This window comes from Pseudomonas aylmerensis, from assembly GCF_001702265.1.
GTDB lineage: Bacteria > Pseudomonadota > Gammaproteobacteria > Pseudomonadales > Pseudomonadaceae > Aquipseudomonas > Aquipseudomonas aylmerensis.
The window spans coordinates 374232-397183 of sequence record NZ_MAUE01000045.1 but is presented as its reverse complement, the minus strand read 5'-3'; the positions used below and the strand labels follow the sequence as shown (position 1 = coordinate 397183).

General features: G+C 62.7%; 26 protein-coding genes. 14 read left to right on the top strand and 12 right to left on the bottom strand.

The window, feature by feature from the left end; genetic code table 11:
• Window positions 1-72 precede the first annotated feature (72 nt).
• Window positions 73-780 (top strand): CTP synthase C-terminal region-related (seleno)protein, encoded by a 708-nt coding sequence (locus BBG20_RS27620; protein WP_065909160.1) that lies wholly within the window; start codon window positions 73-75, stop codon window positions 778-780.
• The gene (locus tag BBG20_RS27615) at window positions 777-1100 is read left to right on the top strand and encodes an antibiotic biosynthesis monooxygenase family protein (RefSeq protein WP_065909158.1); all 324 of its coding nucleotides are present in this window, start codon (window positions 777-779) and stop codon (window positions 1098-1100) included. Before BBG20_RS27620 ends, BBG20_RS27615 begins: the two co-directional genes overlap by 4 nt.
• Before the next feature lie 713 nt (window positions 1101-1813).
• Here BBG20_RS27615 and BBG20_RS27610 read toward each other — a convergent pair.
• Window positions 1814-2137, bottom strand: a complete 324-nt coding sequence (locus tag BBG20_RS27610; protein WP_065909156.1) for a DUF2025 family protein — start codon at window positions 2135-2137, stop codon at window positions 1814-1816.
• A gap of 232 nt (window positions 2138-2369) precedes the next feature.
• On the opposite strand from BBG20_RS27610, the gene BBG20_RS27605 reads away from it, so the two are divergent.
• Complete coding sequence (locus tag BBG20_RS27605; protein WP_065909153.1) at window positions 2370-3497, top strand: glycerophosphodiester phosphodiesterase family protein; 1128 nt, start codon at window positions 2370-2372, stop codon at window positions 3495-3497.
• Complete coding sequence (locus BBG20_RS27600; RefSeq protein ID WP_065909150.1) at window positions 3498-4163, top strand: helix-turn-helix domain-containing protein; 666 nt, start codon at window positions 3498-3500, stop codon at window positions 4161-4163.
• On the opposite strand, the gene BBG20_RS27595 is transcribed toward BBG20_RS27600, so the two are convergent.
• Complete coding sequence (locus tag BBG20_RS27595; RefSeq protein WP_065909149.1) at window positions 4155-5033, bottom strand: sterol desaturase family protein; 879 nt, start codon at window positions 5031-5033, stop codon at window positions 4155-4157. The genes BBG20_RS27600 and BBG20_RS27595 overlap by 9 nt on opposite strands.
• 154 nt (window positions 5034-5187) lie before the next feature.
• Between BBG20_RS27595 and BBG20_RS27590 the strand changes: the two genes are divergently transcribed.
• From BBG20_RS27590 to BBG20_RS27575, 4 genes are all read left to right on the top strand, one after another.
• A complete protein-coding gene (locus BBG20_RS27590) occupies window positions 5188-5493 on the top strand; it encodes a PepSY domain-containing protein (protein ID WP_065909147.1) in 306 nt (101 codons plus the stop codon).
• 182 nt (window positions 5494-5675) lie between these two features.
• Window positions 5676-6848, top strand: a complete 1173-nt coding sequence (locus BBG20_RS27585; RefSeq protein ID WP_065909145.1) for a GAF domain-containing sensor histidine kinase — start codon at window positions 5676-5678, stop codon at window positions 6846-6848.
• Window positions 6849-7050: 202 nt separating this feature from the next.
• Window positions 7051-8073 carry a transporter gene (locus BBG20_RS27580; RefSeq protein ID WP_065909143.1) on the top strand — a complete coding sequence of 341 codons (1023 nt, stop codon included), beginning with the start codon at window positions 7051-7053 and terminating at the stop codon, window positions 8071-8073.
• Window positions 8074-8231: 158 nt separating this feature from the next.
• Window positions 8232-9848: an inorganic phosphate transporter gene (locus tag BBG20_RS27575; protein WP_065909140.1), complete on the top strand. Its 1617-nt coding sequence runs from the start codon at window positions 8232-8234 to the stop codon at window positions 9846-9848.
• Window positions 9849-9971: 123 nt separating this feature from the next.
• Here BBG20_RS27575 and BBG20_RS27570 read toward each other — a convergent pair whose 3' ends face one another.
• From BBG20_RS27570 to BBG20_RS27560, 3 genes are all read right to left on the bottom strand, one after another.
• Window positions 9972-10946, bottom strand: coding sequence for a 5-oxoprolinase subunit C family protein (locus BBG20_RS27570; RefSeq protein ID WP_065909138.1), 975 nt, complete (start codon window positions 10944-10946; stop codon window positions 9972-9974).
• Complete coding sequence (locus tag BBG20_RS27565; RefSeq protein WP_065909136.1) at window positions 10943-11821, bottom strand: 5-oxoprolinase subunit B family protein; 879 nt, start codon at window positions 11819-11821, stop codon at window positions 10943-10945. The genes BBG20_RS27570 and BBG20_RS27565 overlap by 4 nt, the downstream gene beginning before the upstream one ends.
• Window positions 11822-12112: 291 nt before the next feature.
• A complete protein-coding gene (locus tag BBG20_RS27560) occupies window positions 12113-12889 on the bottom strand; it encodes a 5-oxoprolinase subunit PxpA (RefSeq protein WP_065909134.1) in 777 nt (258 codons plus the stop codon).
• A 123-nt stretch (window positions 12890-13012) separates the two neighbouring features.
• Here BBG20_RS27560 and BBG20_RS27555 point away from each other — a divergent pair, with 123 nt between their 5' ends.
• A complete protein-coding gene (locus BBG20_RS27555; protein WP_065909132.1) occupies window positions 13013-13930 on the top strand; it encodes a LysR family transcriptional regulator in 918 nt (305 codons plus the stop codon).
• On the opposite strand, the gene BBG20_RS27550 is transcribed toward BBG20_RS27555, so the two are convergent.
• The gene (locus tag BBG20_RS27550) at window positions 13927-14823 is read right to left on the bottom strand and encodes a LysR family transcriptional regulator (protein WP_065909129.1); all 897 of its coding nucleotides are present in this window, start codon (window positions 14821-14823) and stop codon (window positions 13927-13929) included. The genes BBG20_RS27555 and BBG20_RS27550 overlap by 4 nt on opposite strands.
• A 106-nt stretch (window positions 14824-14929) precedes the next feature.
• Between BBG20_RS27550 and BBG20_RS27545 the strand changes: the two genes are divergently transcribed.
• Window positions 14930-15688, top strand: a complete 759-nt coding sequence (locus BBG20_RS27545; RefSeq protein ID WP_065909127.1) for an SDR family NAD(P)-dependent oxidoreductase — start codon at window positions 14930-14932, stop codon at window positions 15686-15688.
• 50 nt (window positions 15689-15738) lie between these two features.
• On the top strand, window positions 15739-16644 hold the full coding sequence (locus tag BBG20_RS27540) for a LysR family transcriptional regulator (protein WP_065909124.1): 906 nt from the start codon (window positions 15739-15741) through the stop codon (window positions 16642-16644).
• Here BBG20_RS27540 and BBG20_RS27535 read toward each other — a convergent pair.
• Window positions 16631-17071 (bottom strand): multidrug/biocide efflux PACE transporter, encoded by a 441-nt coding sequence (locus BBG20_RS27535; protein WP_065909121.1) that lies wholly within the window; start codon window positions 17069-17071, stop codon window positions 16631-16633. The two genes, BBG20_RS27540 and BBG20_RS27535, sit on opposite strands and share 14 nt — an antisense overlap.
• Window positions 17072-17159: 88 nt before the next feature.
• Between BBG20_RS27535 and BBG20_RS27530 the strand changes: the two genes are divergently transcribed.
• Window positions 17160-18014: a LysR family transcriptional regulator gene (locus BBG20_RS27530; RefSeq protein WP_065909118.1), complete on the top strand. Its 855-nt coding sequence runs from the start codon at window positions 17160-17162 to the stop codon at window positions 18012-18014.
• Between the two features lie 3 nt (window positions 18015-18017).
• Here BBG20_RS27530 and BBG20_RS27525 read toward each other — a convergent pair whose 3' ends face one another.
• On the bottom strand, window positions 18018-18851 hold the full coding sequence (locus tag BBG20_RS27525) for a LysR family transcriptional regulator (protein WP_065909107.1): 834 nt from the start codon (window positions 18849-18851) through the stop codon (window positions 18018-18020).
• Between the two features lie 111 nt (window positions 18852-18962).
• Here BBG20_RS27525 and BBG20_RS27520 point away from each other — a divergent pair, with 111 nt between their 5' ends.
• Entirely contained in the window at window positions 18963-19688 is a 726-nt protein-coding gene (locus BBG20_RS27520; protein ID WP_065909105.1) for an SDR family oxidoreductase, read from the top strand.
• Window positions 19689-19712: 24 nt separating this feature from the next.
• Here BBG20_RS27520 and BBG20_RS27515 read toward each other — a convergent pair whose 3' ends face one another.
• The 4 genes from BBG20_RS27515 to BBG20_RS27500 are packed head-to-tail and all read right to left on the bottom strand — an operon-like array spanning window position 19713 to window position 22240.
• On the bottom strand, window positions 19713-20927 hold the full coding sequence (locus BBG20_RS27515) for an RNA polymerase sigma factor (protein ID WP_065909102.1): 1215 nt from the start codon (window positions 20925-20927) through the stop codon (window positions 19713-19715).
• Window positions 20924-21400, bottom strand: a complete 477-nt coding sequence (locus BBG20_RS27510; RefSeq protein WP_065909099.1) for an SRPBCC family protein — start codon at window positions 21398-21400, stop codon at window positions 20924-20926. The genes BBG20_RS27515 and BBG20_RS27510 overlap by 4 nt, the downstream gene beginning before the upstream one ends.
• Window positions 21401-21433: 33 nt before the next feature.
• Window positions 21434-21778: a YciI family protein gene (locus tag BBG20_RS27505; RefSeq protein ID WP_065909096.1), complete on the bottom strand. Its 345-nt coding sequence runs from the start codon at window positions 21776-21778 to the stop codon at window positions 21434-21436.
• Between the two features lie 42 nt (window positions 21779-21820).
• Window positions 21821-22240 carry a YybH family protein gene (locus BBG20_RS27500; RefSeq protein WP_065909093.1) on the bottom strand — a complete coding sequence of 140 codons (420 nt, stop codon included), beginning with the start codon at window positions 22238-22240 and terminating at the stop codon, window positions 21821-21823.
• Between the two features lie 147 nt (window positions 22241-22387).
• On the opposite strand from BBG20_RS27500, the gene BBG20_RS27495 reads away from it, so the two are divergent.
• The gene (locus BBG20_RS27495; protein WP_065909090.1) at window positions 22388-22888 is read left to right on the top strand and encodes a GNAT family N-acetyltransferase; all 501 of its coding nucleotides are present in this window, start codon (window positions 22388-22390) and stop codon (window positions 22886-22888) included.
• The last annotated feature ends 64 nt before the right edge of the window (window positions 22889-22952 follow it).

The following is a 22952-nucleotide window of genomic DNA, read 5'->3' as shown; positions in this document are numbered from 1 at the left end:
ACGCCAATATTGATTGCGTGAACGCCAATCTATAGTGCGCACCAGGACACCACAAGCCATGGGACGCACACGATGAAAGCTACTGCTCTGCACCTCGCCCTGATCGGCGACCACAACCCCGATGTCCCCGCGCACCAGGCCATTCCCGTTGCGTTGCAGCTGGCCGCCGACAGCCTTGGGCTGAAGGTTCACCTGCAATGGATCGACACCGACACGCTCACGCCCGCCACCCCATTGCACGGTTTCGATGGTTTCTGGTGCGTGCCTGCCAGCCCTTACCGCGACACTGACGGTGCCCTGCGCGCCATCCGGTTTGCCCGCGAACAACGGCGACCTTTCCTCGGCACCTGCGGCGGCTTTCAACATGCGGTGCTGGAATATGCCCGCAACGCACTGGGCTGGGCCGACGCGGAACATGGTGAACTGGCGCCACAGGCCCAACGCGCGGTGATCACACCGCTGAGCTGCTCGCTGGTAGAGGCCGCTGACACCGTGCGTTTGACCCCCTACACGCGCATCGCCGACGCTTATGGCACCCTCGACATCGAGGAAGGCTATCGCTGCCGCTACGGCATGAACCCCGAATTTGCCCAGGCGTTGCTGGAACGCGAGTTGATTCCCAGCGGGCACGACTCGGCGGGCGACCTGCGCGCCGTGGAGTTGCTCGACCATCCGTTCTTTGTCGCTACGTTGTTTCAGCCAGAACGCGCCGCCCTCAGGGGGATCACGCCACCGTTGGCGATCGCCCTGCTCAAGGCATGCCAGGAGACAGTGGCATGATCGCGACCACACCGCCCCCGCCGTATTACGCAGTGATTTTCAGCTCACTGCGCACCGAAGGTGATCACGGCTACGGCGAGGCCGCCAACCGCATGCTGGAACTGGCACGCGAACAGCCGGGGTTTCTCGGCGTGGAATCGGCGCGTGAAAATGGCCTGGGGATTACCGTCTCGTACTGGAGCAGCGAGGCGGCGATCCTGGCGTGGAAGCAGCAGGCAGAACATCGCGCGGTACGTGAGCAAGGGCGCTCCACCTGGTACTCGGCGTTTCAGGCGCGGGTGTGCAAGGTGGAGCGCGCCTACGCCTTTGGAGCGGTGTGACGGTGGGGGCTGGCTTGCCTGCGATGGCATTTTTTCAGCCAATTCATGCAGTGGCTGACCCACCGCCTTCGCAGGCAAGCCAGCTCCCACATTTATCAGTGGTAGGCCTTGATCCTGTGCCAGGCACAGCTCCCAATCTTATTTGTGCCTGGCCTGAATCCCGAGCCCGACACAGCTCCCAACCTTATTTGTGCCTGGCCTGAATCCTGTGCCCAACACAGCTCCCAATCTTATTTATGCCAGCCCTGAATCCCGAGCCCAACACAGCTCCAATGTGGGAGCGGGCTTGCTCGCGAAAGCGGTGTATCAGTAAAAGCTAAGCCAACTGACCCACCGCCTTCGCAGGCAAGCCAGCTCCCACATTTATCATGTGGTAGGCCTTGATCCTGTGCCAGGCACAGCTCCCAATCTTATTGGTGCCAGGCCTGAATCCCGAGCCCGACACAGCTCCCAATCTTACTGGTGCCAGGCCTGAATCCTGTGCCCGACACAGCTCCCAATCTTGTTTGTGACAGCCCTGAATCCCGAGCCCAACACAGCTCCAATGTGTGTGCGGGCTTGCCCGCGAAGGCGGTGTATCAGTAAAAGCTAAGCCAACTGACCCACCGCCTTCGCAGGCAAGCCAGCTCCCACATTTATCAGTAGTAGGCCTTGATCCTGTGCCAGGCACAGCTTCCACATGTTGCTCTTCATAAGACTGAAAACCTGCCGACCTAGCTCACCAGGCTACGCAACGCACTGATCTGCGGAATCTCCACCCGGCGCATGTACGCCCGCAATGGCTCGGTGATGTTGATGCGGTCGTCGATGTTCTGGTCGAGCAGCAGTTGGATTCGTTCGCGCGACAGGGTCATGGTCTGCTCGGCGGCGGGCAGCCAGACGAATTCGGCGGTGGGAATGATGCCGTCATCAGCCACGTCCATGCCGAAGGAGTCTTCGCTGAAACGCACGATGTACTGGCCGGTCTTGCGGTTGAGGCCGACAAAACCACGGAGTTGGTCGGCGGCCTGGCAGATAAGCTCGGAAGTGATGCGCATGGTAAACCTCACTGAAAAGTCCCACAGGGACTGGAAAGATGGTTTACACGCGTGGCAGAAAGTACTGCCCTCTAACGGAGCAGCTTCGGGCAAGAGTACTGCAATGCACGGCAAAAAAACCGAGAAAATTGGCGGGTACGCACGTTAATGTCGGTTTGGTGATAGCGCCTTTCGCAATCAATTGTTAAAAAGGAGGCCTTCTCAAAGCTACCTCCACGAAAGGACTTCGCATATGCCTGTCACGTTTTCCAAGAGCGCCCTGCTGCTCGCCCTGGCGCTTGGCCTCGGCCAGGCACAGGCTGCCGACCCGATCAGCCCGGCTGAATTGGCGACAAACGAAGGCATTCCCTACCCTGCCGTGATCGCTCACCGTGGCGCGTCCTACGATGCCCCGGAATCCACCGCCGCCGCCTACAAGGTCGCCCGCGACCTGGGTGCCGACTACCTGGAGATGGACCTGCAGCGCAGCAAGGACGGCGTACTGTTCGCCCTCCACGACAACAACCTGCAGCGCACCACCGACGTGGCCACCAAGTTCCCCGAGCGCAAGGACGCCCCGGCCAACGAATTCACCTGGAAAGAACTGCAAACCCTCGACGCCGGCAGCTGGTTCAACGCAGCCTACCCCGACCGCGCACGTCCGGGCTTCGTCGGCCTGAAAATCCAGAGCCTGGACGACATCATCAAGATCGCCGAAGGCAATCCGCAGCACAAACCCGGCCTGTACATCGAGACCAAGGAGCCCAAGCAATTCCCGGGCATCGAAGCCGACCTGAAAAACAAGTTGCTGGATAAAGGCTGGCTGAGCTCCGCCGGCTCCAAGCTGGGCAAGAGCAACACCGGTGTCGGCCAGGGCAAGGGGCGCGTGGTCCTGCAAACCTTCGAGACGGCCAGCCTGAAAGAACTGCAGAAAGAAATGCCGAACACGCCGAAGATCCTGCTGCTGTGGGTCGGCCCTGGCAGCATCGAGCCGAAATCGACACAGACCTTCGCTGAGTCCGGCGAAACCACCAAGGCCGCCTACTACGCCAAGCAAGAGCCGAAAGACGCCGCCGAGTTCGAAAAATGGGTCGACGAAGCCAAGAGCCTCGGCGCCATCGGCACCGGCCCTTCGGCCGAGCTGACCGCCCATGGCGACCAGAGCTACACCGACCTGGTGAAGCCGGAAATGAACCAACTGACCCACGACAAAGGCCTGCTGGTGCACGTCTATACCGTCGATGAGCCGGTGGATTTCGACAAGGTGATGAAGGCCGGTGTCGACGGCATCTTCACCAACCGTGCCGCCGAACTGCTGAAGTTCTACAAGCGCTGGCCGTCGTCCAGCGTGCAGGACCTGCTGAACGACTATAAGTACTGAGTGAAACCCGAATGGTCGGGTCGCCTGTGGTTGGGCCGTGATTACGGCCTGATCCACGGCGAGCTGGGGCGCACCGCGCCCCATGCGCACTACGCCCATCAATTGATGTTCTCCCCAGGCCGGCCCATCACGGTCAGCCTTGAAGGCCGCGTGATCACGGCCGATCGCCTGTTCATTCCTTCGCGACACCTCCACGCCATCCTCCAGACCGAGGGTGAGGTGCAGGTGCTGTATGCCGAACCCATCGTCTTTGCTGCCGAGCCGTTGCAGGCCCTGCTGCTGGGCGGCGCAGGGTTTATCGAGACGCTGCACCAGTTGCCCCGGCGGCGCCTCGACGATCCACGCATCGAGCGCGCACTCGCCAGCCTCGATCAACATCTGGGCGGCAAAGTGTCGGCCCTGGCCCTGGCCGAGGCGGCGCACCTTTCACTCAGCCAACTGGAGCGCCTGTTCAGTGATCAGCTCGGTGTGCCGGTGCGCCGCCTGGTGCTGTGGCGACGGTTGCGTGTGGCCCTGCAACTGGCCCTCGCGGGCGGCACGCTGACCGAGGCCGCCCACGGCGCGGGCTTTGCCGATTCGGCGCATTTCTCGCGGACCATGAAGCAATTGTTTGGCGTCACCGCCGGGGCGTCCCTGCGCCAGCTCGAGGTGCAGTTCCTAACGTAAATCCTGCGGCAACGGCGGCTCCTTGCCCGACTTCACCGTCGCGAACGGGTCACGCAACTGCGCCACATAGTCCCGCGGAAAATCCGGCCGGCTGCCAATCCCCAGGTCCCCCGGCCCCATGCGATAGCGCGGGCGATCAAACGCAGTGCCCAGCAGCCAGTCCCACAGATTGAAAAACAGCCCGAAATTCACATCCCCCGCACGCCCGTATTTCATGTGGTGAAACCGATGCACCGGCGCCCAGGCGAACACCCAGCGCAACGGCCCCAGGCGCATGGCCACATTCGAGTGCTGCAGTAGCAATTGAACGGCGATGGCCAATGCCAGCAACTGCGCCACGTCCAGCGGTATGCCCAAAAGGATCAGCGGCAGCAGGCCTGCCGTCGCTTCGAGCATCTGGTGCAAGGGGTGCTTCATTAAGCCATTGAAGCCATAGAGCCGCTGCACGCTGTGATGCACCGCATGCAGGCGCCACAACGGCGCAACACGGTGGCTGGCGTAATGCATCAAGGTAATCCCGGCGTCGGCCACGACAATGGCCAGCAACAATTGCTCCCACAACGGCCAGCCTCGTGGCCAGAGGCCTTCGAACGCCAACAGCGCGGTCAGTCCGGGCAGGATCAGCAACCCCGCGGCATTCAGGCTTTCATTGACCAACGCATGCAAGGTGTCGCGTCGACGATCACCCAGGCTGCGGTTCCATTGCCGCTCATAGGGCAGCCATTGCTCGACCAGAAATGACACCGCCACCGCGCTTGCAAACACCAGCAGCAACCCTTGCGGTTGCCTGGCCTGCACATACGCGAGTGCCCACCCGATAAACCCTGCAAAAAAGACAGGCGCATAAAGCCAACTGACCAACCGTTTCATCCGAGTCTCCCTTTAAGTGAGCCCTCAGCATGAAATCCCGCGCCCTTGGCGGATTGAACAAACTGCGCAACCGCTTGAAATAATTAAGCGTGAATTAAGTTGCGCTGGATAACCTGATCCCACTCAAACAGCTCACCGAAGAAGGACACACACCATGAAAACCCTGACCGCACTGTTCGCCGCCACCGCCCTGACCCTGACTGCCGGCCTGGCCCAGGCCGATGTTCGCCCGGATCACATTGAAGGCCTGGTCAAGTCCGGCGCCGTGATGCAGTTCGACAAACTCAACGCCGCTGCCGTAGCCACCCACGCCGGTGCCAGCATCACCGACACCGAGCTGGACCACAAAAACGGCGTGCTGGTCTACGAAGTCGACCTGACCGACACAGCCGGCAAACGCTTTGAAGTGAAGCTCGACGCCAAGACCGGCGCCGTGCTGGAAAACAAGCAAGACACTTGAGTCGCCCCCTCAAGCAACCGCGCCACCTCCGGGTGGCGCGGTTTTTTTATGCCCGCGCGTCAGCGGGCGTAAGAAAATCCTCGATTTTGCGAATGAAATTACACCCACATGGCACAAGGTCGCTAAAATCCCACCCATTGGCCGGGGCATAACGCTCAGCACGTTGGGATAGAGATTGCTGCATGGGGCAAAAAGCCGCCGACATCGCCACCATTGGCCGCATCAGTGCCGTCCCCGCGATGCTCAAAGTCATCAGCGACATGACCGGCCTGCGCTTCGCAGCGGTCGCGCGGGTGACCGATGACACCTGGACCGCGTGCGCCGTGCTCGATCAGTTGGACTTCGGCCTTGGCGTCGGCGGCGAACTGGACCTGACGACCACGATTTGCCACGAGATTCGCGGCTCCCACGTGTCCGTGGTCATCGACAAAGCCAGCGAAGACCCGCTCTACCACGACCACCACACGCCGCGCCTGTACCACTTCGAAAGCTACATCTCAGTGCCGGTGTTTCGCACCGACGGGCACTTCTTCGGCACCATCTGCGCCCTCGACCCTAACCCTGCAGAGCTGCGCAGCAGCACGATCCAGTCGACCATGGAGTCATTCGCCCGGGTGCTGTCGCTGCAAATCGAAGCTGAAGAAGCCGCGCAGTTCACCCACGCGCAATTGCAGGAAGAACGCGATACCGCCGAACTGCGTGAGCAATTCATCGCCGTGCTTGGCCATGATCTGCGCAACCCGCTGTTCGCGATCAACTTCGCTGCTGAACGGCTGCTGCGCAAGCACCCGGATCCGGCCACGGACACGTTGCTGCGACATATCCTCACCAGCGGCCGCCGCGCCGCGCAGTTGGTCGAAGACGTGCTGGACTTCGCCCGTGGCCGCCTGGGCAATGGCATTCCGTTGAACATCGGCGATTGCCAGGGTCTGCAGGAGGCGCTGCAGCATGTGGTGTCGGAAGTGCAGAGCGTGCACCCGCAGCGCGTGATCCAGGCCGATATCGACGACCTGCAAGGCGTGAGTGGCGACCGCGATCGCCTCGCGCAGCTGCTCTCCAACCTGGTGGCCAATGCCATTCACCATGGCAGCCACGAGGGACCGGTGGAGGTCACGGCAAAGATCGAGCAAGGCCATTTCAACCTGACCGTCAAGAACCCCGGGCAGATCAGTGCGCAAGCCTTGCCCCGGTTGTTCCAGCCCTATTCGCGTCCGACCACCGATACCCCCCAGGCCGGCCTGGGTCTGGGGTTGTATATCGTCAAGCAGATCGCCGAAGCGCATGGCGGCGAGCTGAACGTGTCGACCACCGCCGAGCACGGCACCGTGTTCACGTTCAGCCTGCCCACCCCCTGATCAGGGGCCAAAGCGTCCCTGTCAGCAGCGGTTCTTGATGCCTGGTGAGAGAGGCTTCTTGAACGGTTGCTGACAGGCGGTCAATAAAGTGTCATCGCAACGCAATAAGTCGCGAACGGTCACAAAACTGTCAAATTCCCTTGCAATGATCGCTCACGCGAACCTGTGAAACGTCCTACAGGCGCTTTCTCTGCGAGCCTCCATGAACCACAGCCTCGACTACAGCCATCAGGATTCCGACCTGTTCGGCTTGCTTTACGGTTTCCGTTTTCGCCCTGGTGAAAAGGCTGAGCAGATTGACTCGGCCACCGCCCTGCAGGCCTTGCAGCAACCCGGCGACCCCGAAGAATTCCTCTGGCTGCACCTGAACCTGGCCCACGCCGCGTGCGAGCGCTGGATGCAGGCGCACCTGGATTTGCCCGAGGAATTCTTCGAGGCCCTGCATGAAGGCTCGCGCTCCACGCGCATCGAACATGTCGACTCGGCCTTGCTCGCGGTGGTCAACGACGTGGTGTTCAACTTCAGCAGCATGGTTTCGTCGGATATTTCCACGCTGTGGGTGTGTGCGCGCAGCCGCTTGCTGATCAGCGCGCGCCTGCAACCGCTGCACTCGGTGGACAAGCTGCGCTCGTCGGTGAAAGCCGGTGAAACCTTTCGCTCGCCGCTGGAGCTGCTGGTGCACCTGCTGCGCGACCAGGGCGAAGTCCTGACCCAGATCGTGCGCAAGACCAGCATCAGCGTCGACCATATCGAAGACCAGCTGCTGTCCTCGCGCCTGTCCACCAACCGGGCGGAACTAGGGGCGGCGCGCCGGGTGCTGGTGCGCCTGCAACGCCTGCTCGCGCTGGAACCCGGCTCGCTGCTGCGTCTGCTCAACCGCCCGCCGCAATGGCTGCAGAAGGAAGACGTGAAGGAGCTGCGCAAATCCACCGAAGAGTTTGCGCTGATCATCAATGACCTGATGGCCCTCGGTGAGCGGATCAAGTTGTTACAGGAAGAAATCGCCGCCAACCTCAACGAGCAAAGCAACCGCACGCTGTTCACCCTCACCGTGGTGACGGTGCTGGCACTGCCGATCAATATCATTGCCGGCTTCTTCGGCATGAACGTGGGCGGTGTACCGCTTTCCCAGGACCCGGAAGGCTTCTGGATCCTGGTGGCGTTGGTGGCGACGTTCACCTTGATTGCCGGGCGCTGGGCCTTTCGCAAGCGCAAGGATTACTGAAATGCCCTCGACGGTGGGAGCCGGCTTGCCGGCGCCTACCAGGGGGGAGTTATAGACCGGCGGCATGGCCGATTGATTAAACACTGACCTGCCGCAGTATCTCTGTAACATTCTGCAATGAATATGGATGCCATCCTCCCCACACTGGATGCTCCGGCATGGCCACCCCTTCCCTGACTGCCTCCACCCGCTCCTCGCACAGCGAGCCCAAACCCAGGCTGGACAAGAAACCCGGCCTGGTGACGGTGATCATTTTCTTCGCCGTGCTCGCCATGGGCCTGTTGTTCACCGCCTACAGCCTGATGCACGACATGCACGAAATGGGCGCGGTGGTCACCACCTGGACGCCGTTCCTGCTGCTGGGCGTGGCGCTATTGATCGCCCTGGGTTTCGAGTTCGTCAACGGCTTCCACGACACCGCCAACGCGGTCGCGACGGTGATCTACACCAACTCGCTGCCGCCGCATTTTGCGGTGGTGTGGTCGGGGTTTTTCAACTTCCTCGGGGTGCTGCTTTCCAGCGGTGCCGTGGCGTTCGGCATCATTGCCCTGCTGCCGGTCGAGCTGATTTTGCAGGTCGGTTCCTCGGCCGGTTTCGCGATGATCTTCGCCCTGCTGATCGCTGCGATCCTGTGGAACCTAGGCACCTGGTGGCTGGGGTTGCCGGCGTCTTCTTCGCACACGCTGATTGGTTCGATCATCGGCGTCGGCGTGGCCAATGCGCTGATGCACGGGCGTGACGGCACCAGCGGGGTGGATTGGAGCCAGGCGCTCAAGATCGGCTATGCGCTGTTGCTGTCGCCATTGATCGGCTTCGCCTTTGCCGCCCTGCTATTGCTGGCCCTGCGCGCCTTTGTCAAAAACCGCGCGCTGTACAAGGCGCCCAAGGGCGACACCCCGCCGCCGTGGTGGATTCGCGGCATGCTGATCGCCACCTGCACCGGCGTGTCGTTTGCCCACGGTTCCAACGATGGCCAGAAGGGCATGGGTCTGATCATGCTGATCCTGGTGGGCACCCTGCCGATGGCCTACGCGCTGAACCGCACCATGCCGGCCGAGCAATCGCTGCAGTTCGCCGCCGTGGCTGAAGTGACCCAGGTGGCCCTGGTGAAAAGCGCACCGCAGGCGCTGACGGGCGACCCGCGGCCGATCCTGTCGACCTATGTGCGCACCAAGGAAGCCACGCCGGAACTGGTACCGGCGCTTGCCGCCCTCGCCGGCCAGATCGGTGATGAAGTCAAAGGCTACGGCTCGCTGGCCAAAGTCCCCGCCGAAGCCGTAGGCAACGTGCGTAACGACATGTACCTGACCAGCGAAACCATTCGCCTGATGGACAAGGGCAAGGTCGGCAATTTCGACGCCGACACCCAGGGCAAGCTCAAGCTGTTCAAGGATCAGATCGACAACTCCACGCGCTTTATCCCGCTGTGGGTGAAGATCGCCGTGGCCATCGCCTTGGGCCTCGGGACCATGGTCGGCTGGAAACGCATCGTGGTGACCGTCGGCGAGAAGATCGGCAAGACCCACCTGACTTACGCCCAGGGCGCATCGGCCGAAATGGTGGCCATGCTGACCATCGGCGCGGCGGATATGTATGGCTTGCCGGTGTCGACCACCCATGTGTTGTCGTCGGGTGTGGCGGGGACCATGGTGGCCAATGGCGGTGGCTTGCAGATGAAGACCATCCGCAATCTGCTGATGGCCTGGGTGCTGACGCTGCCGGCGGCGATTCTGCTGTCAGGCAGCCTCTACTGGCTGTTCACCCAATTGTTCTGAAACAGCACCGTTTAACCGTGAGGGAGCGGGCTTGCGCGCGAAAGCCGTCTGTCAGTCAGGATACCTGGCGACTGACACACCGCAGGCGTGAGCAAGCCCGCTCTACAGTGGCTTTATGGGTTTTCAGCTACTGAATAACCCGCCCATTATTTTCAGGCGTTTTTTGTACACCCGCCGCGCCTCCAGCGCCTCTTCCAGCGTCACCGCCACAAACCCCGCGCGCTGGTTCGGCTGCATCTGCCCGATCAGGTCCAGGTCGGCGCTGATCACCGTGCCAATCATCGCGTAGCCGCCGCCCGACACCGCATCCCGATGCAGCACGATAGGCTCCAGCCCGGCCGGGACCTGGATCGAACCGATGGGGTAGCAACTGTCGACGATATTCGACGGATCCGAGCCCGCGCCGAACGGCTGCTCGCGTGGCTGGAAGCTCAGCGCGCTGCCGCCCTTGAAGCGATAGCCGATGCGGTCGGCCTCGGAGCCGACGGTCCAGGGCTCGGCAAAAAAGCTGCTCTTCGCACCGGCCGTCAAGCGCTCGTAGTACAGCCCCGGCACCACGCGCAACGTCACATCGCCACCGACCGATCGGCGCAGCGCCATCGGCAGGCTGTTGCCCGCGCGCCCCTGTCCGCTGGCGGTACCGATGGGCAGCTCATCCCCCGCCTGCAAGCGTCGCCCGTGAAAACCACCGAGCGCACCGAGGGTGTAAGTGGAACGACTGCCGAGCACCAAAGGCACGTCGATGCCACCGGCGACCGCAAGATAAGTGCGCGCGCCCGCCTTGGGAAACTCGAAGCGCAGCACCTGCCCGGCACGCACGTGGAAGGCGGTGTCCTGGTGCACCACTTCACCGTCCAGGCGCGGTGACATCAACGCGCCGCTGAGGGCTACCAGGGCGTCCTGTTGAAACGCCAGCTCGGGGCCAATCAACGTGCATTCCAGGCCCGCTGCGCCAATGGGATTGCCCACCAGGTGGTTGGCCGCGCTCAAGGCGTACTGGTCCAACGCCCCCGAGGGCGGAATGCCCAGGTGGTAATAGCCTTCGCGGCCAAGGTCTTGCACGGAGGTGGCGAGGCCGGGTTTGAGGACCTTGATCATGCCAGCGCCTCCTGCAGGGTTTTCGGGTAGCCGATGGGGTCGGCGAGAAACGCATCGAGGGAAAATTCCACCGTACGGATGCGCAAGTCGAAACGTCCTGCGTCCACTTCGGCAACGGCCTGGTCGTAGGCGTCGCGGTCGATGGGTTTGAATTGCACGATGTCACCGGGCCGGAAGAACACCATGTGTTCCTTGAGGTAGGCCAATTGCTGCGCCGGGTCGTAGATCGGCGCCGGGGTCACGCCGAACATCTGGTAACCGCCGGCCCCGCGCACCGAGTAGATGCAGCCGAAGCAGCCGCCATGGCCGAGGGTCAACTTGGGGGTGTCGGTACGCGGGCGCAGGTACTTGGGCACCTGCAACTGCCGCTCGCGCTCGACCATCTGGAACATGAACGGCAGGCCCGCGACAAAGCCGACCATCGACACAAACCACGGCGCGCCACTGTGGGCGGCGATAAACGCGTCGACATCGGCCAGGCCGTTGATGCGCGCGGCGTATTCCAGGTCGGTCGCGCTGGGGTCCTGGTGGCGGTCGCGAAAACGCATCAGCGTTTCATGGGTCCAGGGGTCGTTGTAGAGCACCGGGATTTCGATGATGCGCGTGTGCAGGGTGCGTTCGGCCACGGCCTGGGCTTCGGCGGTCTGCACCGCGTCGAGCAGCACGTGTGGCGCGATGCGGTCGGGGTCGAAGCGAATCTGGAACGACGCATTGGCCAGGCACACATCCAGCACACCTTCCAGGGCCAGGCGCTCCACGGCCCGGGTCACGGCCATGCCCGTGAAAAAGGCCTCCAGCGACATGCTCTCGCTGACCTCGGCAAACAGGTGTTCATCACCGCCGAAGCTGTAGCGGATGGGGGGTGTTTGAGCCATGTCTGTTCCTCTTGGAATCGTTATAGAAAGGCAGGCAAAAAATGAATAGGGGTGAGTGGATTTATTGTGCTGGGCGGTCTTTTTGTGGTGAGCGGGCGTCCTGTGGCTAGCGGGCTTTATGTGGTGAGCGGGCTTGCCCCGCGTTGGGCTGCGCAGCAGCCCCAGTAAAGCCCCCTGTGTACTTCCAGGTAGAACTCGGCCGTCTGATTTTAGGGCCGCTACGCGCCCCAACGCGGGGCAAGCGCGCTCACCACAGGAATCCTGCTTGCCACATAACGCCCGCTCACCACATCAAGCCCCGTTGGCCGCAGGCAGCCCATTGGCCACCACGATTCCTGCCTGGTCGAGGGCTTCGCGGGTGGCTTCCACCAATTCCAGGGCGCCGGGGGTGTCGCTGTGCAGGCAGATGGAATCGAATTCGATAAACAGGTCTTCGCCTTCCACCGTGCGCACCAACCCGGTCTGACAGGCGCGTAGGACTCGCGCCGCTACGGTGGCAGGATCCAGCGCGCGCACTGTGCGGGTAAACACGATGGAGCCGCTCAGATCGTACTCACGGTCGGCGTAGAACTCGCGCACCACCGGTTGCCCGAGTTCCTTGGCCACGCGCCAGATCACCGAGTTGGGCATGCAGTACAACAGCAGTGTCGGTTCGATGACCTGCAGGTTCTGCACCAGCAGCCGCGCGGCTTCTTCGTCGCGGGCCAAGTGCATGTAGAGCGCGCCGTGGGGCTTGATATGTTGCAGCGTCACGCCTTGGGCGCGGGCGATTTCGCGCAGGGCGCCGAGCTGGTAGAGAATGTCGTCGACCAGCTCCTGGGCCGGGGCGTTGATATGCCGACGCCCGAAGCCGACCAAGTCGCGAAACCCCGGATGTGCACCGATGGCCACTCCCAGTTGTTTGGCGCGCTCGACGGTGCGGCGCATGGTGCCGGGGTCGCCGGCGTGGAAGCCGGTGGCGATGTTGGCCGAGCTGATATAGGCCATCAGCTGCGCGTCGACGCCATCGCCGATGGTCCAGGGGCCGAAGCCTTCGCCCATGTCCGAGTTGAAATCCACTGCCTGCATCGAGGTCGCTCCGCAAAGGTGATGGCGGAAAAGTAGGCCGCGTCTTGACCCCTTGGGAAGATCTATTATCAGATAGCCCATCTTCTGAAAATCAGATAGGCCGGGCCCTACGAGGAATGCAGCGTGTCATTGACCTTGCGCCAAGTGCGTTATTTCGTCGCCACCGCCGAAATCGGCCAGATTTCCCAGGCCGCCATCCACCTCAACATTTCCCAGTCGGCGGTGACCACGGCGATCAAGGAACTTGAGGCGATGCTCGGCGTGCAGTTGTTCGTGCGTTCGGCCCAGGGCATGAACCTGACCGACGCCGGCCGGCATTTTCTCAACCGTGCCTATGTGATTGTGCGCAGCGTCGACGACGCCCTCAACAGCCCATTGCCGGACTACCGCGCCAGTGGCGTGCTGCGCCTGGCCGCCAGCTACACGGTGCTCGGTTACTTCCTGCCGCACCACTTGCAGCGCATGGAACACTGGCACCCGGATGTGACCATCGAGGTGTTCGAGCAGGAGCGCCAGGCCATCGAGCAAGGCCTGCTCGACGGCCAATTCGACATGGCAGTGGTGCTCACCGCTAACCTGACTCATGCGGATATCGTCTCCGAAATCCTGTTCAACTCCGAACGCCGCCTGTGGCTGCCCAGCCATCACCCGTTGTGCGAACGCGGCGCCGTGAGCCTGGCGGATGTGGCCCGCGAACCGTACATCCTGCTCACCGTCGATGAAGCCGAACACAGCGCCATGCGCTATTGGGAACAGGCCGGGCAAACGCCCCAGGTGCGGCTGCGCACCAGCTCGGTGGAAGCAGTACGCAGCATGGTCGCCAATGGCAGCGGCGTGGCGATCCTGTCGGACCTGGTGCATCGGCCCTGGTCACTGGAAGGCAAGCGCATCGAAACCCTCACCGTGACCGACCCGGTCACGCCCATGAGTGTCGGGCTGGCCTGGCATCGCGAGCGTGCGTTTACCCCGGCGATGCAGGCCGTGCGCGATTATTTCCATGACGCCTTCCTGGCGCCGCAGCAGTTGTCGGCTCGCCGTTAGAGTCGGGCTTGCAGCGTCGCGGCCAGCCAGTCCATGAACACCCGCACACGCTGCGGCAAATGCCGTTGCCCGGCGTAGAGCAGCGACACATCGAGCGCCGGTGCCGGATAGTCGGGCAGCACGGCGACCAGTTCGCCACTGGCGAGTAGATCGCGGATGCCCAGGACCGGCACCTGAGTGATGCCGAAGCCGCCCAGGCAGGCGGATTTGTACGCGTCGGTGCTGTTGACCGTAACCCTCCCGGCCATCGGCACGCGGTGCACTTTATCGCCCTGCTGGTATTCGAACCCCGTCGAACGTGACCCCAAGGGGCGCACGTAATGCACCAGTTGATGGTGCGCCAGGTCCTCGAGGGTCTCGGGTACGCCATGGCGCTGGCGGTAGCCGGCACTGACACAGTTGATCATCGGCATGCTGCACAACCACCGCGCGACCACCGTCTGGTCGGGCTGTGCGCCGACCCGCAGCACACAGTCGAACCCTTCGGCCAGCAGGTCGACCTGGCGGTCGGTGGTGCTGATTTCCAGCTCGATCAATGGGTGGGCGTCCATGAACTCGGGCAGGCGCGGCAGGATCAGGTCCCGCGCCATCACGTTGGGCAAGTCCACGCGGATACGCCCGCTGAGTTGCGCCTCATCCTGGCGAAACAGGCCTTCGAGTTCGTCCATGTGGGCCAGCAGATCCTTGCTGCGCTCATACAGCACACGCCCGTCCTGGGTCGCCTGCACCTTGCGCGTGGTGCGCTGCAGCAGGCGTGTGCCGAGCAGCTCTTCCAGCGCCTGGACATGCTCGGACACGCTGGAGCGCGGCAGGCCCAGGCTCTCGCCGGCGCCGGTGAAACTCGACAGTTCGGTGACCCGCACAAAGGTGCGCAGCAGTTCCAGCTTATTCATGGGATTGTTCGCCTTATCCGACCAGTGATTCCGATATACCCCTGTTTATCACGTTACAGCCGGACAAATACACTCAGTCCCACTGATCACCTGAGAGGACTGCACCATGACCCGTAAAATCGCACTGATCACCGGCGCCAGCCGCGGCCTGGGCAAAAGCACCGCGCTGCACTTGGCGGCACAGGGCGTCGACATCATCGGCACCTACCACAGCGCCGCCGACGAAGCCCAGGCGGTGGTGGCACAGATAGAGGCCCTGGGTGGCCGCGCCGCCATGCTGCAACTGGATGTGAGCCAGAGCGCGTCCTTCAACGACTTCGTCGGCCAGGTCGGCGGTGTGCTCAAGGAGGTTTTCGCCCAGCAGCAGTTCAATTTCCTGATCAACAACGCCGGCATTGGCGTCAACGCCACGTTTGCCGAAACCACTGAAGAGCAGTTCGACCGCCTGGTGGCAATCCACTTCAAGGCGCCGTTTTTCCTCACGCAAAAACTGCTGTCGCTGATCAGCGATGGCGGGCGCATCATTAACATCTCCAGCGGCCTGGCGCGGTTCAGCCTGCCGGGGTACTCGGCGTATGCGTCGATGAAAGGTGCGGTGGAAGTGTTGTCGCGCTATCAGGCCAAGGAGCTGGGCCCGCGCGGTATCAGTGTGAACACCCTGGCCCCCGGCGCGATAGCCACCGACTTCAGCGGCGGCGCGGTGCGCGATAACCCCAACGTGAACGCGATGGTCGCCAACAACACAGCCCTAGGCCGCGCAGGATTGCCGGAAGATATCGGCGGGGCGATCTCGACGCTGCTGGCCGACGGCAGCCACTGGATCACCGGGCAGCGCATCGAGGCCTCGGGCGGCATGTTTCTGTAGACGTTCTGCGCTAGCATCAATGCCCTCAGATCACTGACAGGCAATCACCGATGAGTTTTGATCCAGGCTTGGCCGGCGGCATGGGAGTATTGGCGGCCGTGGTCGACAGCGGCAGTTTTGCCCGCGCCGCCGTCAGCCTGGAGATGACGCCTTCGGGCGTCAGCCGGGCGATTTCACGCCTGGAAAAACGCTTGGGGATTCGCCTGTTCGACCGCACCACGCGCTCGGTGCAACTGACCGACGAGGGTCGGCGTTTCTATCAGGAAATTGCCCCGCTGCTGGCCGGTCTCGAAGAGGCGGCCAACTCGGCGGCCGACAGCGCTCACACCGTACGCGGGCGCCTGCGGGTGAATATCGACCCGTACTTCTCGCGGCTGGTCCTCGGCCCGGTGCTGGGCGATTTCATGCGCCGCTACCCGCAATTGCAGTTGGACCTGCACACCCGCGACCAACTGGGCGACCTGGTCGCCGATGGCTTCGACCTGGCGATCCGCTTTGGCATCCCGCAATCCTCTTCACTGATCGCGCGCAAGTTGATGCAAGTGCGCGTGCTCACCCTGGCCTCCCCCGCCTACCTGGAACGCCATGGCCGACCGGCCACCCCGCAGGATCTGGAAAACGGGCACATGTGCCTGGATTTTCGCGACTCGCAAACCGGTCGCCCGTTTGCCTGGGAATTTCACCGCCCCGGTGAGCAATTGATCGTGCGCACCGACGGCCGCCTGGTGGTCAACGATGCCAGCACCCTGTACAGCGTGTGCGAGCACGGCCATGCGGTGGCGCAGATGCTCGACCTAGGCCTGGCGCCAGCGCTCAAGGCCGGCAGCCTGGTGGAGTTGTTCCCGGACTGGCCGGACGAGCGTTTTCCGCTGTACGCCTACTACCCCTCGCGGCATTTGCCGGCGGCCAAGGTGCGGGCGTTCCTGGATTTTGTCGCGACGCTCAAGCCCGACTAGGCACGCGCTGGCGTACGAATCTTTCCCGCAATACGTCATACCCCCAGTGATACACATAGGTGTACGGCAGGAAAAACAGCAGCACGCCAATGTCCAGCCAAAACGCCTGCACCAGGCTGATCTTCAGCCACGCGGCAATCAGCGGGACAGCCACGATGATCAGCCCTCCCTCGAACAGCACGGCATGCAGCATGCGCGTCCACACGCCACCGGCGAGTTGCAGGCGCACCTTGAGGCGGTCGAACAGGCTGTTGAAAATGATGTTCCAGGTCAGCGCCAGCACGCTGAGGCCCAGGGTTACCGCGCCCATCTCCAGGGCCGGCCGGCCAGTGATCCAGACCAGCAACGGGGTACAGATCAATAAGGCCAGGCCTTCAAAACCCAGGGCTTGGCAAACGCGTTCAGTAATCGACTTGGTAGGGTGCATGACCCGGCTCCGTGAGTGACGATGGTTGCTATCATTACCCTTCAAGTCGATACTTCATAACTAATAACCATCGACCAAGGCGATAGTCATGGCCTCTCATGAAGTGCTGCAGGCGTTTGTCCAGGCCGCCACCCAGGGTTCGTTTTCGGCGGCGGCACGCAAGCTGGGCAAGAGCCAGTCCACCGTCAGCGCAGCGGTGGCCAGCCTGGAGATTGATCTCGACGTGGTGCTGTTCGATCGCAGCAGCCGCAAGCCGACGCTCACACCGGCCGGCCACGTGTTGCTGCAACGTGCCGAACAGGTGCTGGAAGCCAGCAGCCGCCTGGAGCTGGCGGCGAGCCAGTTGGCCCAGGGCCTGGAGCCGAAAGTGACCATCGCCATGTCCGACACCTACCAGTCGGAGCGCTTCGAACTGGCGCTCAAGGCTTTCGAGCAACGTTACCCGGACCTGGAACTGGAATGGCTGATCGCCGAGTGCGAAGACCTGATCGCCCTGGTGCAAAGCGGCCGGGCGCAGATTGCGTTCGTCGAGGCCCAGGCGGTGTATCCGCCCGACCTGAGCCGCGCCCCGGTGGAGGAACACACGGAAATCGCGCTGTTCGTCGCCCCGGATCATCCCTTGGCGAGCCTGGACACCATCGACCTGCAAGCCCTGCAGCAACACCGTGAACTGCGCCTGGCGAGCATCATCAACCCGAATGAAACACGCCCCACGGGCCGTGTGTGGTCGGCGCCGAGTTTTCTGATGCTGATGGAAATGGCCCAGCTCGGTTTCGGCTGGGCCGAGCTGCCTCGCTGGCTGGTGGAACGCTTCGGCAATGCCGGGCTGGTCGAACTCAAGGTACGCAGTTGGCCGCGCTCGGTGGCCGTGGATGCGCTGTGGTCGCGGCAATACCCGCCAGGCCCGGCGGGGAGTTGGATGCTGGGGCTGATGGTCGATTGACGCCTAGCGTTGCGGCGGTCGGTTGTTCTGGAAATATTCGTGCAGGGCGCGCAGCGCGGGTGATTCCAACGCTTGCGCGGCGAAGCACAGCCCGACCCGCCGCGTCGGCGCCGGCAGGTGCCATTCACGGCTCACCACCCCGGCGCGCTCGGCCGCCAGCGACTGCGGCAACATCGCCACGCCTACACCGGCGGCCACCATATGCAGGGCCTGGGTCAATGAGCCGGCATGCCCGGCCACCGCCTGCGGCGAGCGCCCATACAAGGCCATCAGGCGCTGATGGGAATCGTGTTGCGGGCAGGTGATCCAGTCCTCGATTGGCGCCCAGGCCTGCTCTGTGCCAGCCTGCGCCATGGGATGTGCGGCCGGTAACGCCATCACGTAGGACTCTTCCCAAATCGGCAGGAACAGTTCGTCCTCGCAGCACATTTCCTCCACCGCAAGGCGCCCTTCCCCTTCACAGCCTTCCTGCAGGGTCAGCAGCAAACCGGGCAGACCTTGGTGTGCCATGCGCAGGAAGGTTTCGATCTGGCTGTCGGCAATATCGCCCTCGACCCCCAACTCCAGCGCAATGCGATTCTCGCGGCCGCGAAACAACCGGCTCAGCGCCTCCGCTTCGGCCACCATGCGCCGCGCCTGGGGATACAGCACCCGTGCTTCGGCACTGACCTCGACCCCGCGAGGCTGACGCACGAACAGCGCCACGCCCAGCTCATCTTCCAACTGCTTGATGGTCACCGACAACGTCGGCTGACTGATGAATAAACGCTGCGCTGCAGCGGTGATATTGCGTTCTTCAAACACCGCGAGAAACGCCTTGAGGTGACGTACATCCATAGCCAGATCCGATGACAGACAGAGGAATAAGGCATTTTTCAGCCTTTAACCGGGTAAATATACTGCGCGCACGTTTCAGTTATCGATTTTTCTTATTCCAGGAGTGCACACATGAGCCAGCCACTGATCATCATCACAGGCGCCAGTTCGGGTATCGGCGAAGCTACCGCCCGCCGATTGTCCGCCGCCGGTCACCCGCTGTTGCTGCTGGCACGCCGTATTGATCGCCTCAACGACCTCAACCTGCCGAACACCCTGAACCGTGGGGTCGACATCACCGACCGCGCCGCCCTCGTCGCTGCCGTGAAGGAAGCTGAAGCGCAATTCGGCCCGGCCGATGCGTTGATCAACAATGCCGGCGTGATGCTGCTGGGCGCAGTCAGCGAGCAAGACCCGGCGCAGTGGGAGCAGATGCTCGACGTCAACGTGAAGGGCCTGCTCAATGGCATTCACGCGGTGGCCGCGAGCATGGTCGCGCGCAAGCGCGGCACGATCATCAACGTCAGCTCGGTGGCCGGGCGCAAGACCTTCCCGAACCACGTGGCGTACGTCGGCACCAAGTTTGCCGTGCATGGGATTTCAGAGAACCTGCGCGAGGAATTGTCGCCGAGCAATGTCCGCGTGATCACCATCGCTCCGGGCGCAGTGGAAACCGAATTGCTCAGCCACACCACCGATGAGGCGATCAAGAGCGGCTACCAAGCCTGGAAACAGGACATGGGCGGCACCGTGCTGAGTGCCGACGATGTGGCCTCGGCGATTGCCTATGCCTACCAGCAACCGCAGCATGTGTGCATCCGCGAGATCGTGTTGGCCGCGACTCGCCAGCAGCCCTGAGCGGCCCCTTTCAGGAGCCAGCTCCTAGTGCTTGAGTTCGGCCAGGCGCTGCTCGAGGAAGCGCTTTTCAGGCGCTTGCTGGGTCAGCGACAGGGCTTTTTCATAAGCTGTACGAGCCGCTTCTACCCGCCCCAATTGCCGGCAAAACTCCCCGCGCGCTGAATACGCCAAGTGGTAATCGAGCAAGTCGCCTCGTTGCAAAATGCCTTCCACCAGATCAAGGCCCGCCAGCGGGCCTTGCCACATGGCCACCGCCACGGCGCGGTTCAGCTCGATCACCGGCGATGGCACCTGCCTGAGCAATACATCGTAGAGCCCGACGATCTGCAGCCAGTCGGTTTGCCCCGCGTCCAGTGCTTCGGCATGCACCGCGGCTATCGCCGCCTGCAGGCAATAGGGCCCGTAGCCGCGCAAGGCCAGTGCGCGTTCCACCAAGGCGCAGCCTTCAGCCATCAAGGACGCATCCCACAGCGCACGGTCCTGTTCATTCAACAGCACCAGTTCGCCACTGGCCGAGGTCCGTGCTGCACGGCGGGATTCGTGCAACAGCATCAGCGCCAGCAAGCCCATCACTTCCGGCTCCGGCAGCAATTCCAGCAACAGGCGACCGAGACGAATGGCTTCGCGGGTCAGCTCCTCCCGGGTGAGGTCGGCGCCCATGGAGGCCGAATAGCCTTCGTTGAACACCAGGTAAACCACGCGCAGCACGCTGTCGAGGCGCTCGGGCAGTTCGGCCAGCGACGGCACCTGATAAGGGATTTTCGCTTCGCGGATCTTGCCCTTGGCGCGCACGATGCGCTGGGCAATGGTGGTCGGCGTGGCCAGGAAGGCGCGGGCGATTTCCTCGGTGGTGAGGTCACAGATCTCACGCAGGGTCAGCGCCGCCTGTGCGTCAGGTGCCAGTGCCGGGTGACAGCAGGTAAAAATCAGGCGCAGGCGGTCATCTTCCACGTCTTCCTCGCTCCAGTCCTGCGCTTGCAGCGCGTCGGCCTGAGCCTGCAGCAACGGGGTGAACCGCGCCTGGCGGCGCAAGCGGTCGATGGCTTTGAAGCGACCGGTGGAGACCAGCCACGCCCTGGGATTTTGTGGCACACCGTCCTGCGGCCAGCGCTCGACCGCGACGAAGAACGCCTCGTGCAAGGCTTCTTCGGCGAGGTCGAAATCCCCCAGCAAGCGGATCAGGGTAGCGAGGACGCGCCGCGATTCGCTGCGGTAGATCGCCTCGATCGCCGGCGTCAATCGGGCATGCCCTGGGTCACCAATGTCACCAGCCGGTCCAGGCTCTGGCCCCAGCCGTCGTGAAAGCCCATGGCTTCGTGGGCCTGTTTGTCTTCAGCGCTCCAGTGCATGGCGCGGGCGGTGTAGCGGGTCTTACCGTCGACATCTTCGAAGGTCACTTCGGCGCTCATGAACGGTTTTCCCGAGGGGATCCAACCCGGCTTGAAGGCGTCGGTAAACACCAGGCGACTGGGCGCCTCAATCTCCAGGAACACGCCCTGGGTCGGGTACTCGCTGCCATCCGGCGCACGCATCAGGGTGCGAAACAGGCCACCGACCCACAGGTCCATTTCGCACACGGGGGTGGTCATGCCGTGGGGGCCCCACCATTGTTGCAACAGGACGGGCGTGGTCCAGGCGCGAAAGACTTTGCTGCGCGGCGCGTCGATCAAGCGGCTGATGGACAGTTCGAATTCGGCGGGTTGGGTTGTCATGGTAAACCTCCTCAAGTCTTGTGATTGTTGTGTTCAGAGATTCAACTCGCGCACGGGGCGCACTTCCACACTGCCGACCCGGGCGGCCGGAATGCCACCGGCCACCTGGATCGCCTCATTCAAGTCGCGTGCCTCGATCAGGTAAAACCCGGCGAGCTGCTCTTTGGTTTCGGCAAACGGCCCGTCGGTGATCGACAGCTTGCCGTTGCGCATGCGCACAGTGGTGGCGGTGCTTACCGATTCCAGCGGTTCGGCAGCGAGCATGCGGCCGCTGGCCTCGATGGACTGCGCATAGGCAAGACACTCCGGGTCTGCGGGACTGTCGGGCGAGGTGTGCAGGACCTGTTCGTTGCTGTAGATCAGGCAGAGGTATTTCATGTGCGTCTCCGTTTTCGGACTACTGACTATAGTTCGCGGCGCTCAAGGTTTCAGGTCGAACAGTGCGGTGCCGCTGTCCATGTCGAACGGCGCCGACCAGTGCTCATGCACCACGCGCCATTGACCATTGATCTGTTGATAGCCGGCAGTCACGCGCATCCAGCAGGCCTTGACCTCGCCGTCCGGCCCGGCGCCGCCGCAATGGGCCAGCCAGTGGGCAAATGCGCTGTCCTGGGACTCGACGATGCGCAGTTCGTGGAACTCGAAAATCCCCGGGCCGGGGCAGTGCTTCATGCATTCCTCCCAGTGCGCGCGATAAGCGGCCTTGCCCTTGAATTGCAACGCGGTCACGGCGTCGAACGCGACGATATCGTCGGCGTAAAAGCTGACAATCTTGTCGATATCCCGGGCGACGACGGCGTGTTTCCAGGCATCGATGAGGCGATTGATGGTGGTGCTCATGGCGATACTCCTGCGGGGTGTGATTCACGGAAGACACCCTTAGTCGAACGCGCCGACGCCGAATCGACAGCCGCTTGAAAAATAATTTCACCCCCGGCAAACCCGCTAGAATCCACGGCTCTTTGTAGGAATTCGGATGCGTCCCTGATGGAAACCCGCCTCGTCCCCTATGAGACGCTGAGCCTTGTGCAGAAACAGCAGCTCAACACCCTGCAAGTGCATCCCGAGCAACTGGCGTATTCCGGCGATATCGATTGCGCGCTGAACAGCCTGCTGGTCAATCCCAACCCCGCTGCGATCAAGGGCTTCGCCCTGCTTGCCGACGAGCATCCCGTGGCTTTCCTGTTGCTCAAACGCCCACCCTGCCTGCCCCACTGGGCCGACGAGCACAGCGCGACGCTGCACGCGCTGCAGGTGGATCGCCAGCAGCAAGGGCGCGGGTTCGGCAAGGCGTGTCTACAGGCGCTGCCCGCAGCGGCACTGCAGGCGTGGCCGCAGATCAAGGGCCTGGAGTTGTCCGTGGACGCGGACAATGTGGCGGCGATGACGATGTACCTGAGCGCCGGCTGGGTGGACAGCGGGGAGGCGTACAGGGGCCGCATTGGGTATGAGCGCCGTTTGAGCTGGGTGTTTGACCGGCCCCTCTGAACGGTCGTGTCTACTGTCAGATTTCACAGCTATACAGCGGTCGCCCTATGCTTTGTACTGGAAT

Excerpts from the sequence above, each read along its gene's own strand:
- BBG20_RS27620 (WP_065909160.1), top strand. The coding sequence starts at position 73 with ATGAAAGCTACTGCTCTGCACCTCGCCCTGATCGGCGACCACAACCCC.
- BBG20_RS27615 (WP_065909158.1), top strand. The coding sequence starts at position 777 with ATGATCGCGACCACACCGCCCCCGCCGTATTACGCAGTGATTTTCAGC.
- BBG20_RS27610 (WP_065909156.1), bottom strand. The coding sequence starts at position 2,137 with ATGCGCATCACTTCCGAGCTTATCTGCCAGGCCGCCGACCAACTCCGT.
- BBG20_RS27605 (WP_065909153.1), top strand. The coding sequence starts at position 2,370 with ATGCCTGTCACGTTTTCCAAGAGCGCCCTGCTGCTCGCCCTGGCGCTT.
- BBG20_RS27595 (WP_065909149.1), bottom strand. The coding sequence starts at position 5,033 with ATGAAACGGTTGGTCAGTTGGCTTTATGCGCCTGTCTTTTTTGCAGGG.
- BBG20_RS27590 (WP_065909147.1), top strand. The coding sequence starts at position 5,188 with ATGAAAACCCTGACCGCACTGTTCGCCGCCACCGCCCTGACCCTGACT.
- BBG20_RS27585 (WP_065909145.1), top strand. The coding sequence starts at position 5,676 with ATGGGGCAAAAAGCCGCCGACATCGCCACCATTGGCCGCATCAGTGCC.
- BBG20_RS27580 (WP_065909143.1), top strand. The coding sequence starts at position 7,051 with ATGAACCACAGCCTCGACTACAGCCATCAGGATTCCGACCTGTTCGGC.
- BBG20_RS27575 (WP_065909140.1), top strand. The coding sequence starts at position 8,232 with ATGGCCACCCCTTCCCTGACTGCCTCCACCCGCTCCTCGCACAGCGAG.
- BBG20_RS27570 (WP_065909138.1), bottom strand. The coding sequence starts at position 10,946 with ATGATCAAGGTCCTCAAACCCGGCCTCGCCACCTCCGTGCAAGACCTT.
- BBG20_RS27565 (WP_065909136.1), bottom strand. The coding sequence starts at position 11,821 with ATGGCTCAAACACCCCCCATCCGCTACAGCTTCGGCGGTGATGAACAC.
- BBG20_RS27560 (WP_065909134.1), bottom strand. The coding sequence starts at position 12,889 with ATGCAGGCAGTGGATTTCAACTCGGACATGGGCGAAGGCTTCGGCCCC.
- BBG20_RS27550 (WP_065909129.1), bottom strand. The coding sequence starts at position 14,823 with ATGAATAAGCTGGAACTGCTGCGCACCTTTGTGCGGGTCACCGAACTG.
- BBG20_RS27545 (WP_065909127.1), top strand. The coding sequence starts at position 14,930 with ATGACCCGTAAAATCGCACTGATCACCGGCGCCAGCCGCGGCCTGGGC.
- BBG20_RS27540 (WP_065909124.1), top strand. The coding sequence starts at position 15,739 with ATGAGTTTTGATCCAGGCTTGGCCGGCGGCATGGGAGTATTGGCGGCC.
- BBG20_RS27535 (WP_065909121.1), bottom strand. The coding sequence starts at position 17,071 with ATGCACCCTACCAAGTCGATTACTGAACGCGTTTGCCAAGCCCTGGGT.
- BBG20_RS27530 (WP_065909118.1), top strand. The coding sequence starts at position 17,160 with ATGGCCTCTCATGAAGTGCTGCAGGCGTTTGTCCAGGCCGCCACCCAG.
- BBG20_RS27525 (WP_065909107.1), bottom strand. The coding sequence starts at position 18,851 with ATGGATGTACGTCACCTCAAGGCGTTTCTCGCGGTGTTTGAAGAACGC.
- BBG20_RS27520 (WP_065909105.1), top strand. The coding sequence starts at position 18,963 with ATGAGCCAGCCACTGATCATCATCACAGGCGCCAGTTCGGGTATCGGC.
- BBG20_RS27510 (WP_065909099.1), bottom strand. The coding sequence starts at position 21,400 with ATGACAACCCAACCCGCCGAATTCGAACTGTCCATCAGCCGCTTGATC.
- BBG20_RS27505 (WP_065909096.1), bottom strand. The coding sequence starts at position 21,778 with ATGAAATACCTCTGCCTGATCTACAGCAACGAACAGGTCCTGCACACC.
- BBG20_RS27500 (WP_065909093.1), bottom strand. The coding sequence starts at position 22,240 with ATGAGCACCACCATCAATCGCCTCATCGATGCCTGGAAACACGCCGTC.
- BBG20_RS27495 (WP_065909090.1), top strand. The coding sequence starts at position 22,388 with ATGGAAACCCGCCTCGTCCCCTATGAGACGCTGAGCCTTGTGCAGAAA.